A 14,095-nucleotide genomic window follows, 5' to 3' on the forward strand; every position below is an offset into this window, starting at 1 on the left:
AGCCCACCACCCGGGCATGTCCGTACGCGCCCGACGGGCCGGGTCGGCGCGCCGTGGTCACCGCGCCTCGGTCACCGCGTCCGGAAGCTGTCCACGATGAAGTACGAGCCGGTCTTCATGACTCCCTTGAGTGTGTGCACCCCCGAGGCGAGGCCCGCCTTGCTGAACACGGTCTTCTGGTGGACGCGGGTGTCGTTGTGGTTGTCGATCGTGGTGACGTACTCGCCGTCGAGGTAGAGGTCGACCTCGCCCTCGTCGCTGTTGACCTGGGTGATCACGTCGATCGCGGTGCCGTTGAAGGCCAGCTCGAAGGAGTCGCCCTTGGTCTGGGTGGCGTGGATGTCGTCCAGATGGCCGCCCCCGCCGCCCCGGGACGCGTTCTTCCAGTCCCAGCCGGACCCGCCGTACACGACCCCCGAGGTGTTGTTGAGCTGTTCGCCGTCGGCCGGGCGGCGAAGCGTGAGCTGGGTCGCCGCCTGGTTGCGCCAGAGCTTCAGCGTCACCGTGGCGCCGGGCGCCGTCGTGTTCCAGACGGTCCAGAAGCTGTTGCGGTCCGTGACCGGGCGGCCGTCGATCTCCCTGATGACGTCGTTGCCGCGCAGCCCCTGCCGATAGGCGTCGGAGCCGTCGGGAACGCCCTTCAGATACAGACCGTCGGTGTCGGTGAGCCCGGTGGAGGACTTGATCTCGTCCGAGTAAATGCGGGTGACCCGCGCGCCAAGGAGTGGTTCGGCGAGGGAGTCGGCGGTGTCCTCGGTCACCGGGGTGCGCCACTCCAGCGGCGGCGGGGTCGGTGCGCCCGCCTTGCCGAACCCGGTCATCGGAATGTTCCTGAAGCCCAGTGCGAGAGCGGGCGAGTCCGGCGCGACCGTGTAGTCCAGCTTCCCCCAGTCGGTGAACGGGCTGGTCCCGGTGAACCTCGGGTCGGCGATCACCGAGCGGGTGTCCAGGCCCTTGGCCCGCCAGGCTGCGTCCACGTCGGCGACGGCCTTGCCGTTGTTCCAGAACAGGTTGTCGTCGATACGGGGCTTGCTCCTGGCCATGTCGACCTGGATCAGGTCGTAGGGGTCGCCGGTGATGAAGAGGTTCTTCTCGACCACGTCACCGTTGTCGGCGTACCAGACGTGGAAGTGCCCGCCGCCGTTGACGAAGATGTTGTTGCGGACGGTCCTGTGGAAGCCCTCGCGGAGCTTGACGCCGCCGTTGAGCAGCAGGTTGTTCTCGACCAGGTAGTTCGACGAGCCGTCGTCCAGGTCGATGTCCCAGTGCTCGGAGTGCCGGATGCGGTTGTGCCGGATGACGGTGGTGTCCACCGCGTCGAGCTTGGCGTACGCCTTCTTCGTGGTGTCGTCCGCCGCCAGCGGCCAGAAGCGGTCCCGGCCCCAGGCGTTGATCGGCCCGTGGTCGGACGTCTCCTTCACGCAGTTGAAGATGTCGTTGTTCTCGATGACGTGGCCGCCCCAGGTGCCGTCGTTGATGTCGACGCAGGCCCGGGGACCGTCGTGGATCGTGTTGCCGTCGACGGTGACGCGGCGGCTCATGGAGATCTGGACGCCCGAGGTCTGCTTCTCGAACTGGCCGTTGTCGTGGAGGTAGTTGTCGCGGACGGTGATGTCGCGCGGGTAGTTCTGCGACCTCGGCCCCGGTGTGGTGTCCGTGATGCTGGTGCGCATCGCGTCCCAGGTGGAGGGTTCGCGTACGGCGTCGCTGCTGCCGATGACCGCGATGTCGGTGGCGCCGGAGTGGCTGAACTCGTTGCCGGAGACGGTCGTCCGGCTGTTGTAGCCGTCGATGAAGACGCCGTTGCCGCCGAGTTGGTCGAAGGTGGAGCCGCTGAGCGTCACGTGCTCGGTGTTCTTGAGGTGGACGGCGCCGGCGCGGGCAATGGCCCAGTCGCCGAGTTGCAGCTTCTCGTACGGCTGGTCGAAGAGGGTCCGGTGGGTCCGGGTGTAGGTGAGGCCGTCGAAGGCGAGATGGCGCACGGGTGAGCGCGCGCTCCCGCCCTCGACGCGGATCAGTTCGTCCTGTTCGGCCGTCTCCACCCGGGCCCTGGCGAGGTCGGTGCCCTGGGGCGGGAGGAAGTAGAGCTTGCCCGCGGGCTTGTCGTAGAACCACTCGCCGGGCGCGTCGAGCTCCTCGAAGACGTTCTCGACCATGCGGTACGTGGAGTGCAGGCCGCTGCCCCGATTGTTGTCGCCGACCCACGTCAGCGTGGGGTTCCCGGCGGCGTCCACGCCGGTCACCTTGAAGGAGTTGCCGCCCCACATGCCGTGATGCAGTCCCCGTACGAGGGCGGTCGTCGGGTTCTTCCAGCGGGCCACCCGCTGCGGGGACAGGGCGTCCGCCGCGTAACCGCCGAGGATGGCGGTCTTCGGGTCGAGGTTCGGGTAGCGGGCGAGTGTCTGGCGGGCTCCGTCGAGAAAGAGCCCGTCGAAGTCGAGCCGGGTCCCGACGTCGGCGACCTGGATGCCGTCCTTGTACGGCTTCCACCGTGGCGTGAGCGACCGGCCACCGCTGAGCACGGGCCGCTCACCGGGGGCGGCGGTGTAGCGGACGGGTGCGGCGGCGGTGCCGGAGTCGGCGGCGGTGAAGGTGAGGGGGCGCGACAGGTGGTACGTGCCTCCGTGTACGACGACCTGGACCGGCACCGGCCTCCGGTGGTGCCTCTTCGAGGCCGTCTTCGTGGCCTTGCGGGCGGCCTGTTGGGCGCGTTCCAGCGTGCGGAAGGGGTGCCTCGCGGTCCCCGGGCCGCGGTCGCTGCCCGACGGATCGACGTGGAGGGTGACACCGCGGGGCGCGGCCGGGGCGGCGGAAGCCGACGGGGCGAGAGGGGAGGAAGGGGCGAGGACAAGGCCCGCGCCGAGCGCGCAGACGGTCATCGCGGTGACGGCCCGAGCCGTCGGTGGACGGTGGACGGTGGGCGGTCTGTGGTGCGGCTCTGACGTCCCGTTCACGGCGCTCCTGAAGTAATCCGATGTATACGTGGACTTCGAACAGAGGGTGTGGAGTTAAGCAGAGTTGCGCGCTAGGAAGCTATGGATTCATCGGATGACTGTCAATGAAATGTGCGGAGTTCGGCGGCTCGACTGTCGGATCCACGGCCGCCAATCGCCGGGTATGCGACCGCGTATCTCGCGCGTGGGGGGTTCGATGTGCGGACCGTCGGGGGCAGCCGGGAAGCCGTGGCCACCATCGGCGGGCTGCGGGTTCAGCCGGATCTCGCGCTGGACGACTTGCGGCCCCAGGATTCCTCCCTGCTCATCCTCGGCGGCGCCGATCTCTGGGACAGCGGGAGCGAGTTGGCGCCGTTCGCGCGGCTTGCCCGGCGCTTTCTTGATGCCGGGACGCCCGTCGCCGCGATCTGCGGGGCCGTGTTGCGGGAGCCGCTGCCGGTCGCCGGGATCGCCCGCGCGATGGGCATCACCCGGCAGAGCGTGCAGCGCGTCGCCGACCTCCTGGCCGAGCGCGGCCTCGCCGAGTACGTGCCCAACCCCGCGCACCGCCGCGCCAAGCTGCTGCGGCCCACGGCACAGGGCCGCGCGGCCGTCGCCGAGATCGACCCCGGTCACGCGGACCTCGCGGACCGGCTCGCGGGCCACCTCGGGGACGAGGCGTTCGCCGAGACGGTACGGGTCCTGGAGCGGCTGTCGGCGGCCATGGACGAGGTGACGGGGAGGTAGCCGCCGTTACGGAACCGTAGATGGCGGGCCCGGTCCCCCGGCGCGGGGCCCGCACTATCCTCGGTGCATGGAACAGCTGGGGGCGGGGGATCCGCAGCGGATCGGTGCCTACAGACTGCTGGCGCGGCTCGGCGCGGGCGGTATGGGGCAGGTGTATCTGGCGCGGTCGGACCGGGGACGCACGGTCGCGGTGAAGCTGGTACGGCAGGAACTCGCCGAACAGGAGGAGTTCCGGGGGAGGTTCCGGCAGGAGGTACGGGCCGCGCTGCGGGTCGGCGGGCAGTGGACCGCGCCGGTGCTCGACGCGGACACCGACGCGCCGATCCCCTGGGTGGCCACCGGATATGTCGCGGGCCCCTCGCTCCAGACGGTCGTCGGGCACGACCACGGGGCGCTGCCCGAGCGGTCGGTACGGATACTCGCCGCCGGACTCGCCCACGCGCTCAAGGACATCCACGCGGCCGAACTCATCCACCGCGACCTCAAGCCGTCCAACGTCCTGATCACCATCGACGGCCCGCGCGTCATCGACTTCGGGATCGCACGGGCGCTGGAGACGGTGACGGACGGCGGCCTGACCCGGACCGGCGCGCTGGTCGGATCGCCGGGGTTCATGGCGCCCGAGCAGGTGCGCGGTGACCGGATCACCCCGGCGTGCGACGTGTTCTGCCTCGGGTCGGTCCTCGCGTACGCGGCGACCGGGGCGCTGCCGTTCGGCACCGCCAACAGCGGGGTGCACGCGCTGATGTTCCGTATCGCGCAGGAGGAACCGGACCTGTCCGCGCTGCCGGAGGGCCTGGCCGACCTCGTACGGGACTGCCTGCACAAGGACCCGGCGTCCCGGCCGTCCCTGGACGACATCCTCGCCCGTACGGGGGCCGAGGACACCGTGTCGGACGGCCGCGCGCTCGATCCGTGGCTGCCGGGGGCGCTGGTGGCCCAACTCGGGCGGCATGCGGTGCAGTTGCTGGACGCGGAGGATCCGGGGGCGGGAGAAGGGGAGGCGGGGGCGGATTCCCGTACGGAGGAGGGGGGCGCGGAAGGCGGGGTCGCCCCGCAAGGGGAAGCCGCCGCTGAAGCCGCCCCCGACCCCCGTACCGACAACGCGGCCCCCGCGCCCCCGGGTACTCCCCCGCCGCCCTCCTTCGACCACCTCCCGACCCAGCTCGGCGCCACCCCGCCCCCCACGCCGCCGGCATCCCCCTACGGCTACCCGCAAGGCACGCCGACGCCCTACGCATACGGGTACCCGCAGCAGCAGCCCCCCGGCGCCCCGGGGTCCACCCCTCCCTACGGACCGTCGCCGTACGGTTCCGCCGCCGCGCCCGTCTACGGCATCACACCCCCGTACGGCCCCCCGCCCGTCCCGGAGCCGCCCCGGCGCGGCAGCCGGTCGACCGCCGTGCTCGCCGCCGTCGCGCTCGTCGTCGCGCTGGGCGCCGGCGGGGCCGTGTACGCGCTGATGAAGGACGACGGCGACACGCGGGCCAAGGACGACCCGAAGCCGACGGCCACCTCCGGCGCGCCCAGCACCCCGGGCCCGTCCACCGAGGACCCTCCGACCTCGTCGGCGCCGCCGCAGTCCTCCGCCCCGGCGAAGGACGACGGGACCGTGCCCGACAAGTACCTCGGCACCTGGTCCGGGACCATCGACAACGCGTCCGGGCACAGCACCCGCAAGCTCGTCATCCAGCAGGGCGAGGTCGGCGACACGGTGATGTCCCTCACCGCGGAGGGTCCGATGGACGGCGGCGGTACGTATCGCTGCGTGTTCCAGGCCGAGTTGGCGTCCGAGCCCTCGGGTGACGGGCCGCTGGAGATAGGGCCGTCGCGGGTCACCGTCGGGGAGCCGATGTCGTCCTGTACGCCGGGCGCCGCGACGACGGTGACGATCCTCTCGGACGGGAGGCTGCGGCGCGTGAACAACGACAACGGGGACGCGCTGACGTACAGCAAGAGTTGAACCAAAGGCAAACTCCTGACGGCCAATCAGAACACTTGTTCCCGGGCGGCTCCGGCGCTTTTACCGTGGAGCGGTGGAGTGGCTGAGCCCCGAGAACGTGGTTGCCGTCGGAACGGCCGTGCTCGGTGTGCTGACCTCGGTCGCGGTCCTCTGGTACGAGCTGAGGGTGCCGAACCGCAAGCGCATCGGATACCGCGTACAGCTGGACACGCCGGTCGGCCGCGAGGCGCACGACGGCCGGGCGAACGTACGCCGGGGCTGGTTCGCCGACGTGCCCGGCATGGAGGACGCGACCCTCGTCCTGCTGCGCATAGAGAACGACGGCTCGCAGTCCATCGACGAGGACGACTACCGGCGCCGTGAACTGCACGGCCTGGAGGTCGTGTTGACCGACCGCACCATCAAGGGCCTGGTCGTGAGCGTGCCGCGCGCGTACGGGCATCTGATGGGTCACTTCACCGAGACGGCGGGGCTGCGGTACGAGGGGTCCGAGCTGTGCGTGCCCCGGGTGCCGCTCAACCGGGGCGAGCACTTCAAGCTGCTGATGCTGCTGTCCGGCGGCGGCGTCGGCCGCCCGATCCGGATCGAGGGCGGCATCAAGGACGGCCAGGTCAAGCCGAACCGTTCCACGACACCGGACGACAAACCGCCGGTGTTCAGCCGCGCCGCGCGCGTGATCACCGTGCTGCTGACGGCGTGCGTCGTCGTACTCGCCTCGATCATCGTCGTACGCGAGGACCGGCCGCCGCCGATGGGCTGCGCCCGGGGCTCCCTGACGATCACGGGTTCGACGGCGTTCCGGCCGGCGCTGCTGCGGCTCGCCGGCCAGTACGAGGACGAGTGCGCGGGGTCGACGGTGACCGTGGACACGCACGGCAGTACGGCGGGGATACGGGGGCTGGTCGACAAGGGGCGGGCGGCGGCGAAGGGGAGTTCACCGGCGGTGGTGACGCTGTCGGACGGGCCCGCGCCGGAGGACTACACGGAACTCGCGTACACCCAGGTCGCCGTCTCGGTCTTCACCCTCGTGGTCAACGACGAGGTGACGAAACCCACGAACCTCACCCGCGACCAGGTGCGCCGGATCTACCGGGGCGAGATCACCAACTGGAGCGAGCTGGGCGGCCCGAATCTCGCGATACGCCTGGTCAGCCGGGACGCGAACTCCGGTACGCGGCAGGTCTTCCAGCGCCGGGTGCTGGGGGAGGGCGAGCCGGCGAACACGTCACTGGACTGCGTCAACCGGGACAACGCGGGCCCTTCCCTGATCCGCTGCGAACTCGAAGGCACGGACCAGGTGCTGGCCATGGTCGCCCGGCTCCCCGGCGCCATCGGCTACAGCGAACTGCGCGCGGCGGACGGCGTGAAGGGCCTCCACACCCTGAGCCTCGACGGCAAGGCGCCGTCGCTGGACGCCCTGCGCGCGGGCGACAAGAACGGCTACCCGTACCGCGAGATCGAATACGCGTACACCTTCCGCCGCCCACCGGCGGAATCCCTGGCGGCCAGTTTCATCGCGTTCATGAGCCGGGGGACGGGCCAGGACATCATCCGCGACCTGGGACATCTGCCGTGCCAGACGACGGAGGGGTTCGGTATTTGCGGGGCGGAGGAGGAGACGGGGTGAGCGTGGGCTGAAACGTCAGAGCGTGCCACCGCTCCACATGCAGGGGCCGGTGTGGAGGAAGCCTCGGTGGGGGGAGCTGTAGCCCATCCATACGAGGGGGACGAAGGTGCCGGTGTTTTGTTCGTGTTCGGTGAGGGGGGTGTGGCAGGAGAGGCAGGTGGGTGGGGGTTTGTGGGCGGCGGTGCGGGCGTGTAGGAGTGCGGTTTGTTGTGGGGTGGCGGTGGCGCAGAGCGGGTCTCCGGTGAGGGCGGCGGTTTCGCAGGGCTCGCAGGTGGTCCAGTGGGTGTGGAGGTCGCGGTAGGTGGTGACGACGGCGGTGCGGATGGGGTAGCAGGTGGGGCAGGAGTGGGGGGCCCAGCCGATGCCGGCGTGGAGGTTGATGCGGGTGGAGGGTGGGAGGGGTTCGGCGCACCATACACAGGCGGCACCGGTGATCTGTGTGTCGGTGAGCTGACGCATGTGGGGGATCTCGAAGAACTGGAGATCGGTGAGGTCCTGGTCGGTCATACCCGTGTCCCTACGGCGATGGTGGTGGACCCGGCCAGCTTGGCGAGGGCGCGCAGCACGATGGCGAGGCGGCGGTCGCCCAGTGACTCCAGGTTCCAGAAGGTGATGTTGCGGGGAAATCGGACCGCGACGATGAGGGCGAGGAACGCCTTGTCGGATGACGTGAGCCCCGGCGCCCGGGTGTACCGGGCCTCGAACGCCAGCCAGTCGCACGACACCGCACCGTCATCCCGCTCGGTGACCAGCAGCCCCCGCACCCACTCCCGCGCCAGTAACTCGTCCTCTTCAATGAGCGCGGCCAAGGCGAACCGCTCACAAGGGGGTTGATCCCGCACCCACGCGATCAGGCGGTCGGTCAGCAGAGGCGGGGCATCCTCTGGGGAATCCGTATCGGTTGGGTCCGGTGCGGTTGTACCGTGCGGCACGTCGACTCCTTGGTGGTCGGCCATGCCCCGGGGCCGTTCGCGCGGTCGCCGGGGTCTTTCGTACAGACTCAGAGTGCCGACGCGAAAGGGCCGCAGTGTTCCCGGATCAGGAACACCGCGGCCCTTGACAGGCGTCTACATGCCAACCCACGCCGCAAGCGAGGCCAGACCTTGCGGCGCTCGCCGTTGCCGACGCACCAAGACAGCGATGGTCTCCCGCATCAGCGGATGATACCTGGCCTGCTGTGGAGCAATTTCCCTTGCGCGGTGGAGAGCTACTTCGGCTGATTCAGGCTTCCCCATCTGCGCGTAGGCCCGAGCCATTTCGATGTGATATCGGCCGATGCGCATTTTGGGATGGTCGGCAGGGAAGTGAAGCTTGCGGGCCGATTTCATCGCCTCACCGAGGTTTCCTAATTCAACTGCCGTGGCGACATCGAAGTGAGCCACGTTAGTCATGCCGAATGATGCCCAGTAGACGCGAGGCACATCCCGACCGATCTGTTTTGCCGCTTTGCGAGCCAGGTCAAGTTGACCACTCACCGCATCACTGTTCTGCGCTTGCGCTTCCGCGATGGCACCGGCCAAGTACAGGCTTCCAGAAACCGCCAACGCCGGAACCGATCCCGTGTCGTCATACTGATCGATCAGCCGGTGGCCACGCTCCAACACCTTCAGTGCCATCTGGTTGTTCCCGCGCCGAAGCAGCATGCTGCTTCGCTTGCCCAGACGGAGAGCGAGCAACAAGGGATCTTGCGCCTGCTCCGCCATCCAACCCATTCGCTCCAGCGCGATCGTTGCCAGTTGGTGATACCCCAGTCGGTAGGCAAACTCGTAAGCAACCCAGTAAGCCCAACTCAGAGATGACGCAGCCATGCTCCGGTCGCTCCCCATGGGAAGGAGGGCTACGGCAGTTGTCAGCTCACCTATGAGACCGGGAAGTTTGGATCCCACGCCCTTGTACTCCGTCGCACAGGCGCTGGCGCACAGTTCGTCGACGTCGGCTGCAATCTGGGCGACGGGCCTTGGTTTGATGTCCAAATCGGGCCCAAGGTCGTACAGGTCAAGCGCGTCGGACAGTGGCAAGATCATGCGATCGAGTCTGTCCTGTCGCATTTCCGAGACGTATGGCTGACCGTTGAGGATTGCCACATCGATCTCAAGCACCCGCGCCACCGCAGCAACGATGGTAGGTGTTGCAGGGGTAAGCCCAGCCTCTACCTTGGCGATCGTTCCTCGGGAAACGAAAGCGCGCTGCGCCAGGCCTGTCTGCGTGAGTTGGCGCAGCTTCCGGTAGTCGGCAATCCGTGCGCCGATGTGGTCGTCGGTGTGCTGGGGCATACTGACTCCGTTCTGACCTGGGCACTCAGAACAGTACGCTTTGCGGCCCTCGCCCTGCGGCGCCTGCGGTGGAACCGGCGTGACCGAGCACGAACAGCACACCGTCAAAGCTCGGCGAGCTGGCGCGGCGGGCCGTCGGACTGGAGGGCGAACCCCGCCGGCCCCGGCTCAGCAATCGGGCAGCCCACGGGCGTCGCGCCGCTGCCACTCCCAACGGCGGGCGAGGCAAGCTGCGTTAGACACAACAGCGCCCAGCCCCCACCTAACCCTGTTTTCCCACTTGGCCAGATCACCCATATCCACCGGGTATCTGGCCATTGCCTGAGGAAGGGGCCGGCAGGGGGCGGGTGGCGTCTCCGGAGCGAGCCTCTGCGTCCCCGGCAGACCCGCGACGGCTCCTGACCTACGGCGCACTCTCCTCCGCCAGCCCGCACGAGTAAACCCCCAGGAGTCCTGCGGGTCTTGCGAGGAAGCGTCAGAAGGTGCTTCTAGCACGCGAGTTCCATGCTTGCGACCAGCGAGGACAGCGCAGACGCCTGCGAAGGAACGCCCTTCTGGGCCAAGTTGCTGACCAAGGCGCGGGCCATCGGGTCCGCGTACACGTAGTACGGGGCTGCCGCTGCCGCTGCCTTCAGTGTGGTCACGGAGGCGGGCAGGCGGCCCATCTTCTCGAAGGCACGCGCGCGGTCGATCTGGTAGTGGGTGCGGCGCTCCTTGCTCGGTACCGAAGCGATGTCCGCGTCGGGCACCTTCTCCAGGCCGGTGTCCGGCTGCTGCACTTCGACGCCCACCTCGGCCGCGTGCACGGCGACCGTGCCGCGTCCGAACACCGTCTGCTGCTTCAGATCGTTCCACCCGGGACCGAGTCGGTCCGCGTCCTCCAGGGCAGCACTGATGCGCGCCCAGGCGTCATCGGCACGGTATCCGCGAGCGGCAGCGATTGCGGCCCGCAGGTGCAGGGCCCCCCGCAGGGAGAGCACTTCGGGCCGGGGTGTGCCGGAGGCGGCCAGCGGTTCGAGGTCACGCAAGGCCGCGTCGGCCACCGCCGTCGCTTCCGGGAGCGATGCCTGGTGCAGCAGTGCCCCGCATCGGTCCCACGCGACCGCCGCCTTCACGATCGGGTCGTCCAGGGCCGACGCGGCCCCTGCGGCGACTTCGGCGGCCACCCACGCGAGATCCGGGTAGCCGAACTGGTTGAGACACATGCGGGCCGTACGGGACGCGTCCACCAGGAGCCGGAGGACGGTTTCGCGGGCCGGACCTTCGTGCGTCAGCAGCGCTGTGTTGAGGTCCTCGATCAGCACCGGCAACGTGGTGGCGACCTTCGGCAGGTTCGCGGCCTGCCGTGCTTCGTTGGCCTTCGCCGCTCTGGCGGTCAGATCTCCGTAGCCGACGGGCGTGCCCTGCGGGGCGAGTCCCGGGTGTCCGGAGAGGATGAGCCCGGCCCGGCGGAGTCCGGTACGCAACGCCGGTACATGTGTGTGGGCGGCGGAACCGCCGTCACGCCGGAGCCGGTACGGCTGACCGAGGAGCCACACCACGTCGACATCGGTGAGGTCCGCGATGGCCGTGATCAGGGAGTAGCGGTCCAGCGGAAGACGTCCGGCCTCCACGTCCTCCACCCAGTGGAGGGAGCGGCCCAGGAGACCGGCCAACTCGACCTGTGTCAGCCCGGCAGCGGTGCGGGCAATCCGTACGCGCCTGCCGATGTGGGTGTCCGTACCGTCCGGCATAAGGGGCTCCGTTCTGGCTCGACACCAGAACGGTACCCTCCAGCACTTCCGAGGCAGCGGCGAACAACCCCTGCCCCAGCGGCAGATGAGGGCGTGGCGAGCCACCGTGGACGGCGGCATATTGAAGTCATGGGTGATACCCGACCGGACCTGTGGTCCCATCCGGCGCTCGCCGCAGCCGTGGCCGGCGAGGACTGGGGTGCCGTGTTCCGCGCCTACCGCAAGCTCGCGGGCCTGAGTCAGACCCGGCTGGGCGAGCGGGTCGGGCTCAACCAGTCCGATGTGTCGGACATCGAGCGCGGCCGTCGCCTCGTGACGTCCTCGGAGGTACGGCAGCGGATCCTCAGCGGACTGGACGTTCCGCCGCGTCTCCTCGCCACCGCAAGGCCTGTGGCCTCCCCGGTGCCCGCCTTCGACCTGGGCGGGACGGGACCGGACGCGGACCTGCTCGCGCGCGTGACGAGCGCCGTCGCCGCCGAACACCGCGTGGACGCCCCCACACTCGACTGGCTCGATCGGCTGCTCGCCGAGCACCGCCGCGCCGAGGACACGATCGGTTCACGCCCGCTCGTCCAGGTCATGCGCGAACAGTTGCGGACCGTCATGGTCCTGTACGCGGGTGCGCGCGGGCCACTGGCCGACCGCGTGGTCCGGCTGGCCGCCGAGCACGCGCAGTTCCTCGCGTGGATGGCGCAGGACCAGGATCAGACGGCCGCCGCACTGGCGTGGTACGACCGTTCTCATGAGTGGGCGCTGGAGGCCGGGGACGTCGACATGGCCGCGACGACGCTCAGCATGAAGGCGCACCTGGCGTGGTCCGGCGGGCTGGGCGCCCGGTGCGTACGGCTCGCGGAAGCTGCTCGGTGGTCCGCCCCGGGCACTTCTCCGGGGGTGCAGGGGATGGCCGCTCAAATGGCCGCGCGCGGGCACGCGCTCAACGGCGCGGCCGATGACGCCGACCGGCTCCTGGACGACGCCCAGAACCTCATCGGCCGGGCAGCCGCGCGCCCGGAGGACGAACCGGTGTGGATGTACTTCTACGACGAGAACTGGTTCACCATGCAACGCGGCATGGCCTCCATGCACTTACGCGACTGGCGGGCGGCCGTGGACCACCTCACCGTCGGACTGGCCGCGCTGCCGGACGAGTACCGGCGCGACCATGCGTGGTACAGCGCGTGCCTGGCCCATGCCCTCGCGGGAGCGGGCGAGGCCGCCCAGGCACTCACGGTCGCCCTGGCCTGTGTCCCCGACGCCGCCGCCGTCGGACGCCCCCACTCCTGGAACGAACTCCACACCACAGCAGCCACCCTCCTACGCCAAAAGGCGTCCGAAGGACGGCAGTTGATCACCGCACTACGCGAGTACGACACCTGACCCTGTCTGCCGTTTGGCCAGAACCGTGGGCCGGTCCTCCTCCCGTACGGTCTCCGACGTGCGGGCACGGGTCCGCGAAGTGCTGGCGGAGTAGAGGAGCGGCATGACGACTATCGCTGTCACGGGGCACATGGATCTGACCGAGGCCAGTGTGCCGCTGGTGCGGGCCGCGCTCGCGGAGGCGCTGGCGGGCTACGGGGACGGGCTGGTCGGGGTGTCCTGCATCGCCAAGGGCGCGGACTCCCTGTTCGCCGAGGCCGTGTTGGAGGCGGGCGGGCGTCTCGTCGTGGTGATTCCCTCGCGGGACTACCGGGAACGGAAGGTCCGCCCCGACCACGCCGAGACATTCGACCGCCTCGTCGCGGCGGCCGGCGAGATCCTCGTCCTCCCGCACGAGAGCGCCAACCGGCAGGCGTACGAGGCCGCCAACTCCGTACTCCTCGAACGCGCCGACCGTCTGATCGCGGTATGGAACGGAGAGCCTCCCTCCGGCAAAGGCGGCGGCACGGCGGACACGGTGCTCGAAGCGCGGGCGGCAGGGGTCCCGGTCGACCGGATCTGGCCGATCGGCACGGCCCGCCTCACGACCTGACACGCGACACCGCCACCCACAGGCCCCCCACCCGCCTACCCTGTCTGACCGTTTGGCCAGATTGACCACACCCACCGGAGATCTGGCCATTCGCCGGAGAAGGGTCCGGCGGGGACCAGGACATCGGCACGCCCTCATCACGTGCGCACCTGACCCCCGTACCGCGCATACGCTGTGGCCGACGTGAGAGGGGCAACGACACTGTGGCGGACGAACTGACGTCGGTTGCGCGGTTCCCCGGAAGCCGTCTGCGCTCGGGACGCCGACAAGCTGGAGTGCATGATCCAGGGCATCGAGTACCGGGACCAGGGCCACACCAACGCCCAGCGCTGGATCGACAACAGCCGCCGTCGGATCGTCACCCCGAGCGGACAGTCCCTCGCCGACGCCGTACTGGCGACAGGCTCCCTCGACTGGCTCCGCGCCGCCCTTGGCGAAGGCGCCGGACCCACGTAACCCTGTCTGACACTGCCGTTGCCCCTACGGCGTACTCTCCTCCGCCACCCACGACAGATACGCCTCCGAACCGCCGTCCACCGCGATCACGATCCACTCGGGCACCTCGTACGCGTGCGCCTCGCCCACCCACTCAGCCAGCGCGGGCAGCCTCTCGCGGGTCGTCTTGTACGAGATCCGCCACTCCTTGTCCTGGACAAGGTCGTTCTTCCAGCGGTAGACGGCGGTGAGAGGCGCGTCGATGTGAGCGCACGCCGCGAGCCGTCGCTCCACGGCGCCCCGGGCGAGTTCTTCCGCCTGGGCCTCGTCGTCGATGGTGGTCTGCGCGATCACGATGTCCGGCACGATGGTTCCCCTTCTCGGCTGCCGATGACCCTACCCACCAGCGTTTGTC

11 protein-coding genes and 1 pseudogene are annotated in these 14,095 nt (G+C 69.5%); 6 read left to right on the top strand and 6 right to left on the bottom strand.

Annotated elements, in window-relative coordinates; genetic code table 11:
• Window positions 1-71: 71 nt before the first annotated feature.
• Entirely contained in the window at window positions 72-2,954 is a 2,883-nt protein-coding gene (locus ACIQNU_RS15965; RefSeq protein ID WP_401366240.1) for a right-handed parallel beta-helix repeat-containing protein, read from the bottom strand.
• A gap of 198 nt (window positions 2,955-3,152) precedes the next feature.
• On the opposite strand from ACIQNU_RS15965, the gene ACIQNU_RS15970 reads away from it, so the two are divergent.
• The 3 genes from ACIQNU_RS15970 to ACIQNU_RS15980 all read left to right on the top strand — a co-directional run bounded on the left by ACIQNU_RS15970 (window position 3,153) and on the right by ACIQNU_RS15980 (window position 7,270).
• Window positions 3,153-3,680, top strand: coding sequence for a MarR family transcriptional regulator (locus ACIQNU_RS15970; protein WP_401366242.1), 528 nt, complete (start codon window positions 3,153-3,155; stop codon window positions 3,678-3,680).
• A 67-nt stretch (window positions 3,681-3,747) separates the two neighbouring features.
• Window positions 3,748-5,643 (top strand): serine/threonine-protein kinase, encoded by a 1,896-nt coding sequence (locus ACIQNU_RS15975; RefSeq protein ID WP_401366244.1) that lies wholly within the window; start codon window positions 3,748-3,750, stop codon window positions 5,641-5,643.
• A gap of 73 nt (window positions 5,644-5,716) precedes the next feature.
• Complete coding sequence (locus tag ACIQNU_RS15980) at window positions 5,717-7,270, top strand: substrate-binding domain-containing protein (RefSeq protein WP_401366245.1); 1,554 nt, start codon at window positions 5,717-5,719, stop codon at window positions 7,268-7,270.
• A gap of 15 nt (window positions 7,271-7,285) precedes the next feature.
• Here ACIQNU_RS15980 and ACIQNU_RS15985 read toward each other — a convergent pair whose 3' ends face one another.
• The 4 genes from ACIQNU_RS15985 to ACIQNU_RS16000 form a co-directional block, all read right to left on the bottom strand.
• Window positions 7,286-7,777: a hypothetical protein gene (locus ACIQNU_RS15985; protein ID WP_401366246.1), complete on the bottom strand. Its 492-nt coding sequence runs from the start codon at window positions 7,775-7,777 to the stop codon at window positions 7,286-7,288.
• Window positions 7,774-8,079: a hypothetical protein gene (locus tag ACIQNU_RS15990; RefSeq protein ID WP_401366248.1), complete on the bottom strand. Its 306-nt coding sequence runs from the start codon at window positions 8,077-8,079 to the stop codon at window positions 7,774-7,776. Before ACIQNU_RS15990 ends, ACIQNU_RS15985 begins: the two co-directional genes overlap by 4 nt.
• Before the next feature lie 258 nt (window positions 8,080-8,337).
• The gene (locus ACIQNU_RS15995) at window positions 8,338-9,543 is read right to left on the bottom strand and encodes a helix-turn-helix domain-containing protein (protein WP_401366250.1); all 1,206 of its coding nucleotides are present in this window, start codon (window positions 9,541-9,543) and stop codon (window positions 8,338-8,340) included.
• Between the two features lie 488 nt (window positions 9,544-10,031).
• On the bottom strand, window positions 10,032-11,276 hold the full coding sequence (locus ACIQNU_RS16000; protein ID WP_401366252.1) for a multiprotein-bridging factor 1 family protein: 1,245 nt from the start codon (window positions 11,274-11,276) through the stop codon (window positions 10,032-10,034).
• Window positions 11,277-11,405: 129 nt separating this feature from the next.
• On the opposite strand from ACIQNU_RS16000, the gene ACIQNU_RS16005 reads away from it, so the two are divergent.
• The 3 genes and pseudogenes from ACIQNU_RS16005 to ACIQNU_RS16015 form a co-directional block, all read left to right on the top strand.
• A complete protein-coding gene (locus ACIQNU_RS16005) occupies window positions 11,406-12,653 on the top strand; it encodes a helix-turn-helix domain-containing protein (RefSeq protein ID WP_401366254.1) in 1,248 nt (415 codons plus the stop codon).
• A gap of 103 nt (window positions 12,654-12,756) precedes the next feature.
• On the top strand, window positions 12,757-13,245 hold the full coding sequence (locus ACIQNU_RS16010) for a hypothetical protein (RefSeq protein ID WP_401366256.1): 489 nt from the start codon (window positions 12,757-12,759) through the stop codon (window positions 13,243-13,245).
• Between the two features lie 234 nt (window positions 13,246-13,479).
• Window positions 13,480-13,701 (top strand): annotated as a pseudogene (locus tag ACIQNU_RS16015) (HAD family hydrolase); the annotation flags it as partial.
• A gap of 24 nt (window positions 13,702-13,725) precedes the next feature.
• On the opposite strand, the gene cutA reads toward ACIQNU_RS16015, so the two are convergent.
• Window positions 13,726-14,049 (bottom strand): divalent-cation tolerance protein CutA, encoded by a 324-nt coding sequence (gene cutA / locus ACIQNU_RS16020; RefSeq protein WP_401366426.1) that lies wholly within the window; start codon window positions 14,047-14,049, stop codon window positions 13,726-13,728.
• Between the last annotated feature and the right edge of the window lie 46 nt (window positions 14,050-14,095).

Source organism: Streptomyces sp. NPDC091292 (assembly GCF_044757265.1).
In the GTDB taxonomy this organism is placed as follows: domain Bacteria; phylum Actinomycetota; class Actinomycetes; order Streptomycetales; family Streptomycetaceae; genus Streptomyces.

What these genes read in the sequence shown, in the direction of transcription:
- ACIQNU_RS16000 (WP_401366252.1), bottom strand. Translation starts at nt 11,276, where the DNA reads ATGCCGGACGGTACGGACACCCACATCGGCAGGCGCGTACGGATTGCC.
- ACIQNU_RS16010 (WP_401366256.1), top strand. Translation starts at nt 12,757, where the DNA reads ATGACGACTATCGCTGTCACGGGGCACATGGATCTGACCGAGGCCAGT.
- ACIQNU_RS15985 (WP_401366246.1), bottom strand. Translation starts at nt 7,777, where the DNA reads ATGACCGACCAGGACCTCACCGATCTCCAGTTCTTCGAGATCCCCCAC.
- ACIQNU_RS15995 (WP_401366250.1), bottom strand. Translation starts at nt 9,543, where the DNA reads ATGCCCCAGCACACCGACGACCACATCGGCGCACGGATTGCCGACTAC.
- ACIQNU_RS16005 (WP_401366254.1), top strand. Translation starts at nt 11,406, where the DNA reads ATGGGTGATACCCGACCGGACCTGTGGTCCCATCCGGCGCTCGCCGCA.
- ACIQNU_RS15975 (WP_401366244.1), top strand. Translation starts at nt 3,748, where the DNA reads ATGGAACAGCTGGGGGCGGGGGATCCGCAGCGGATCGGTGCCTACAGA.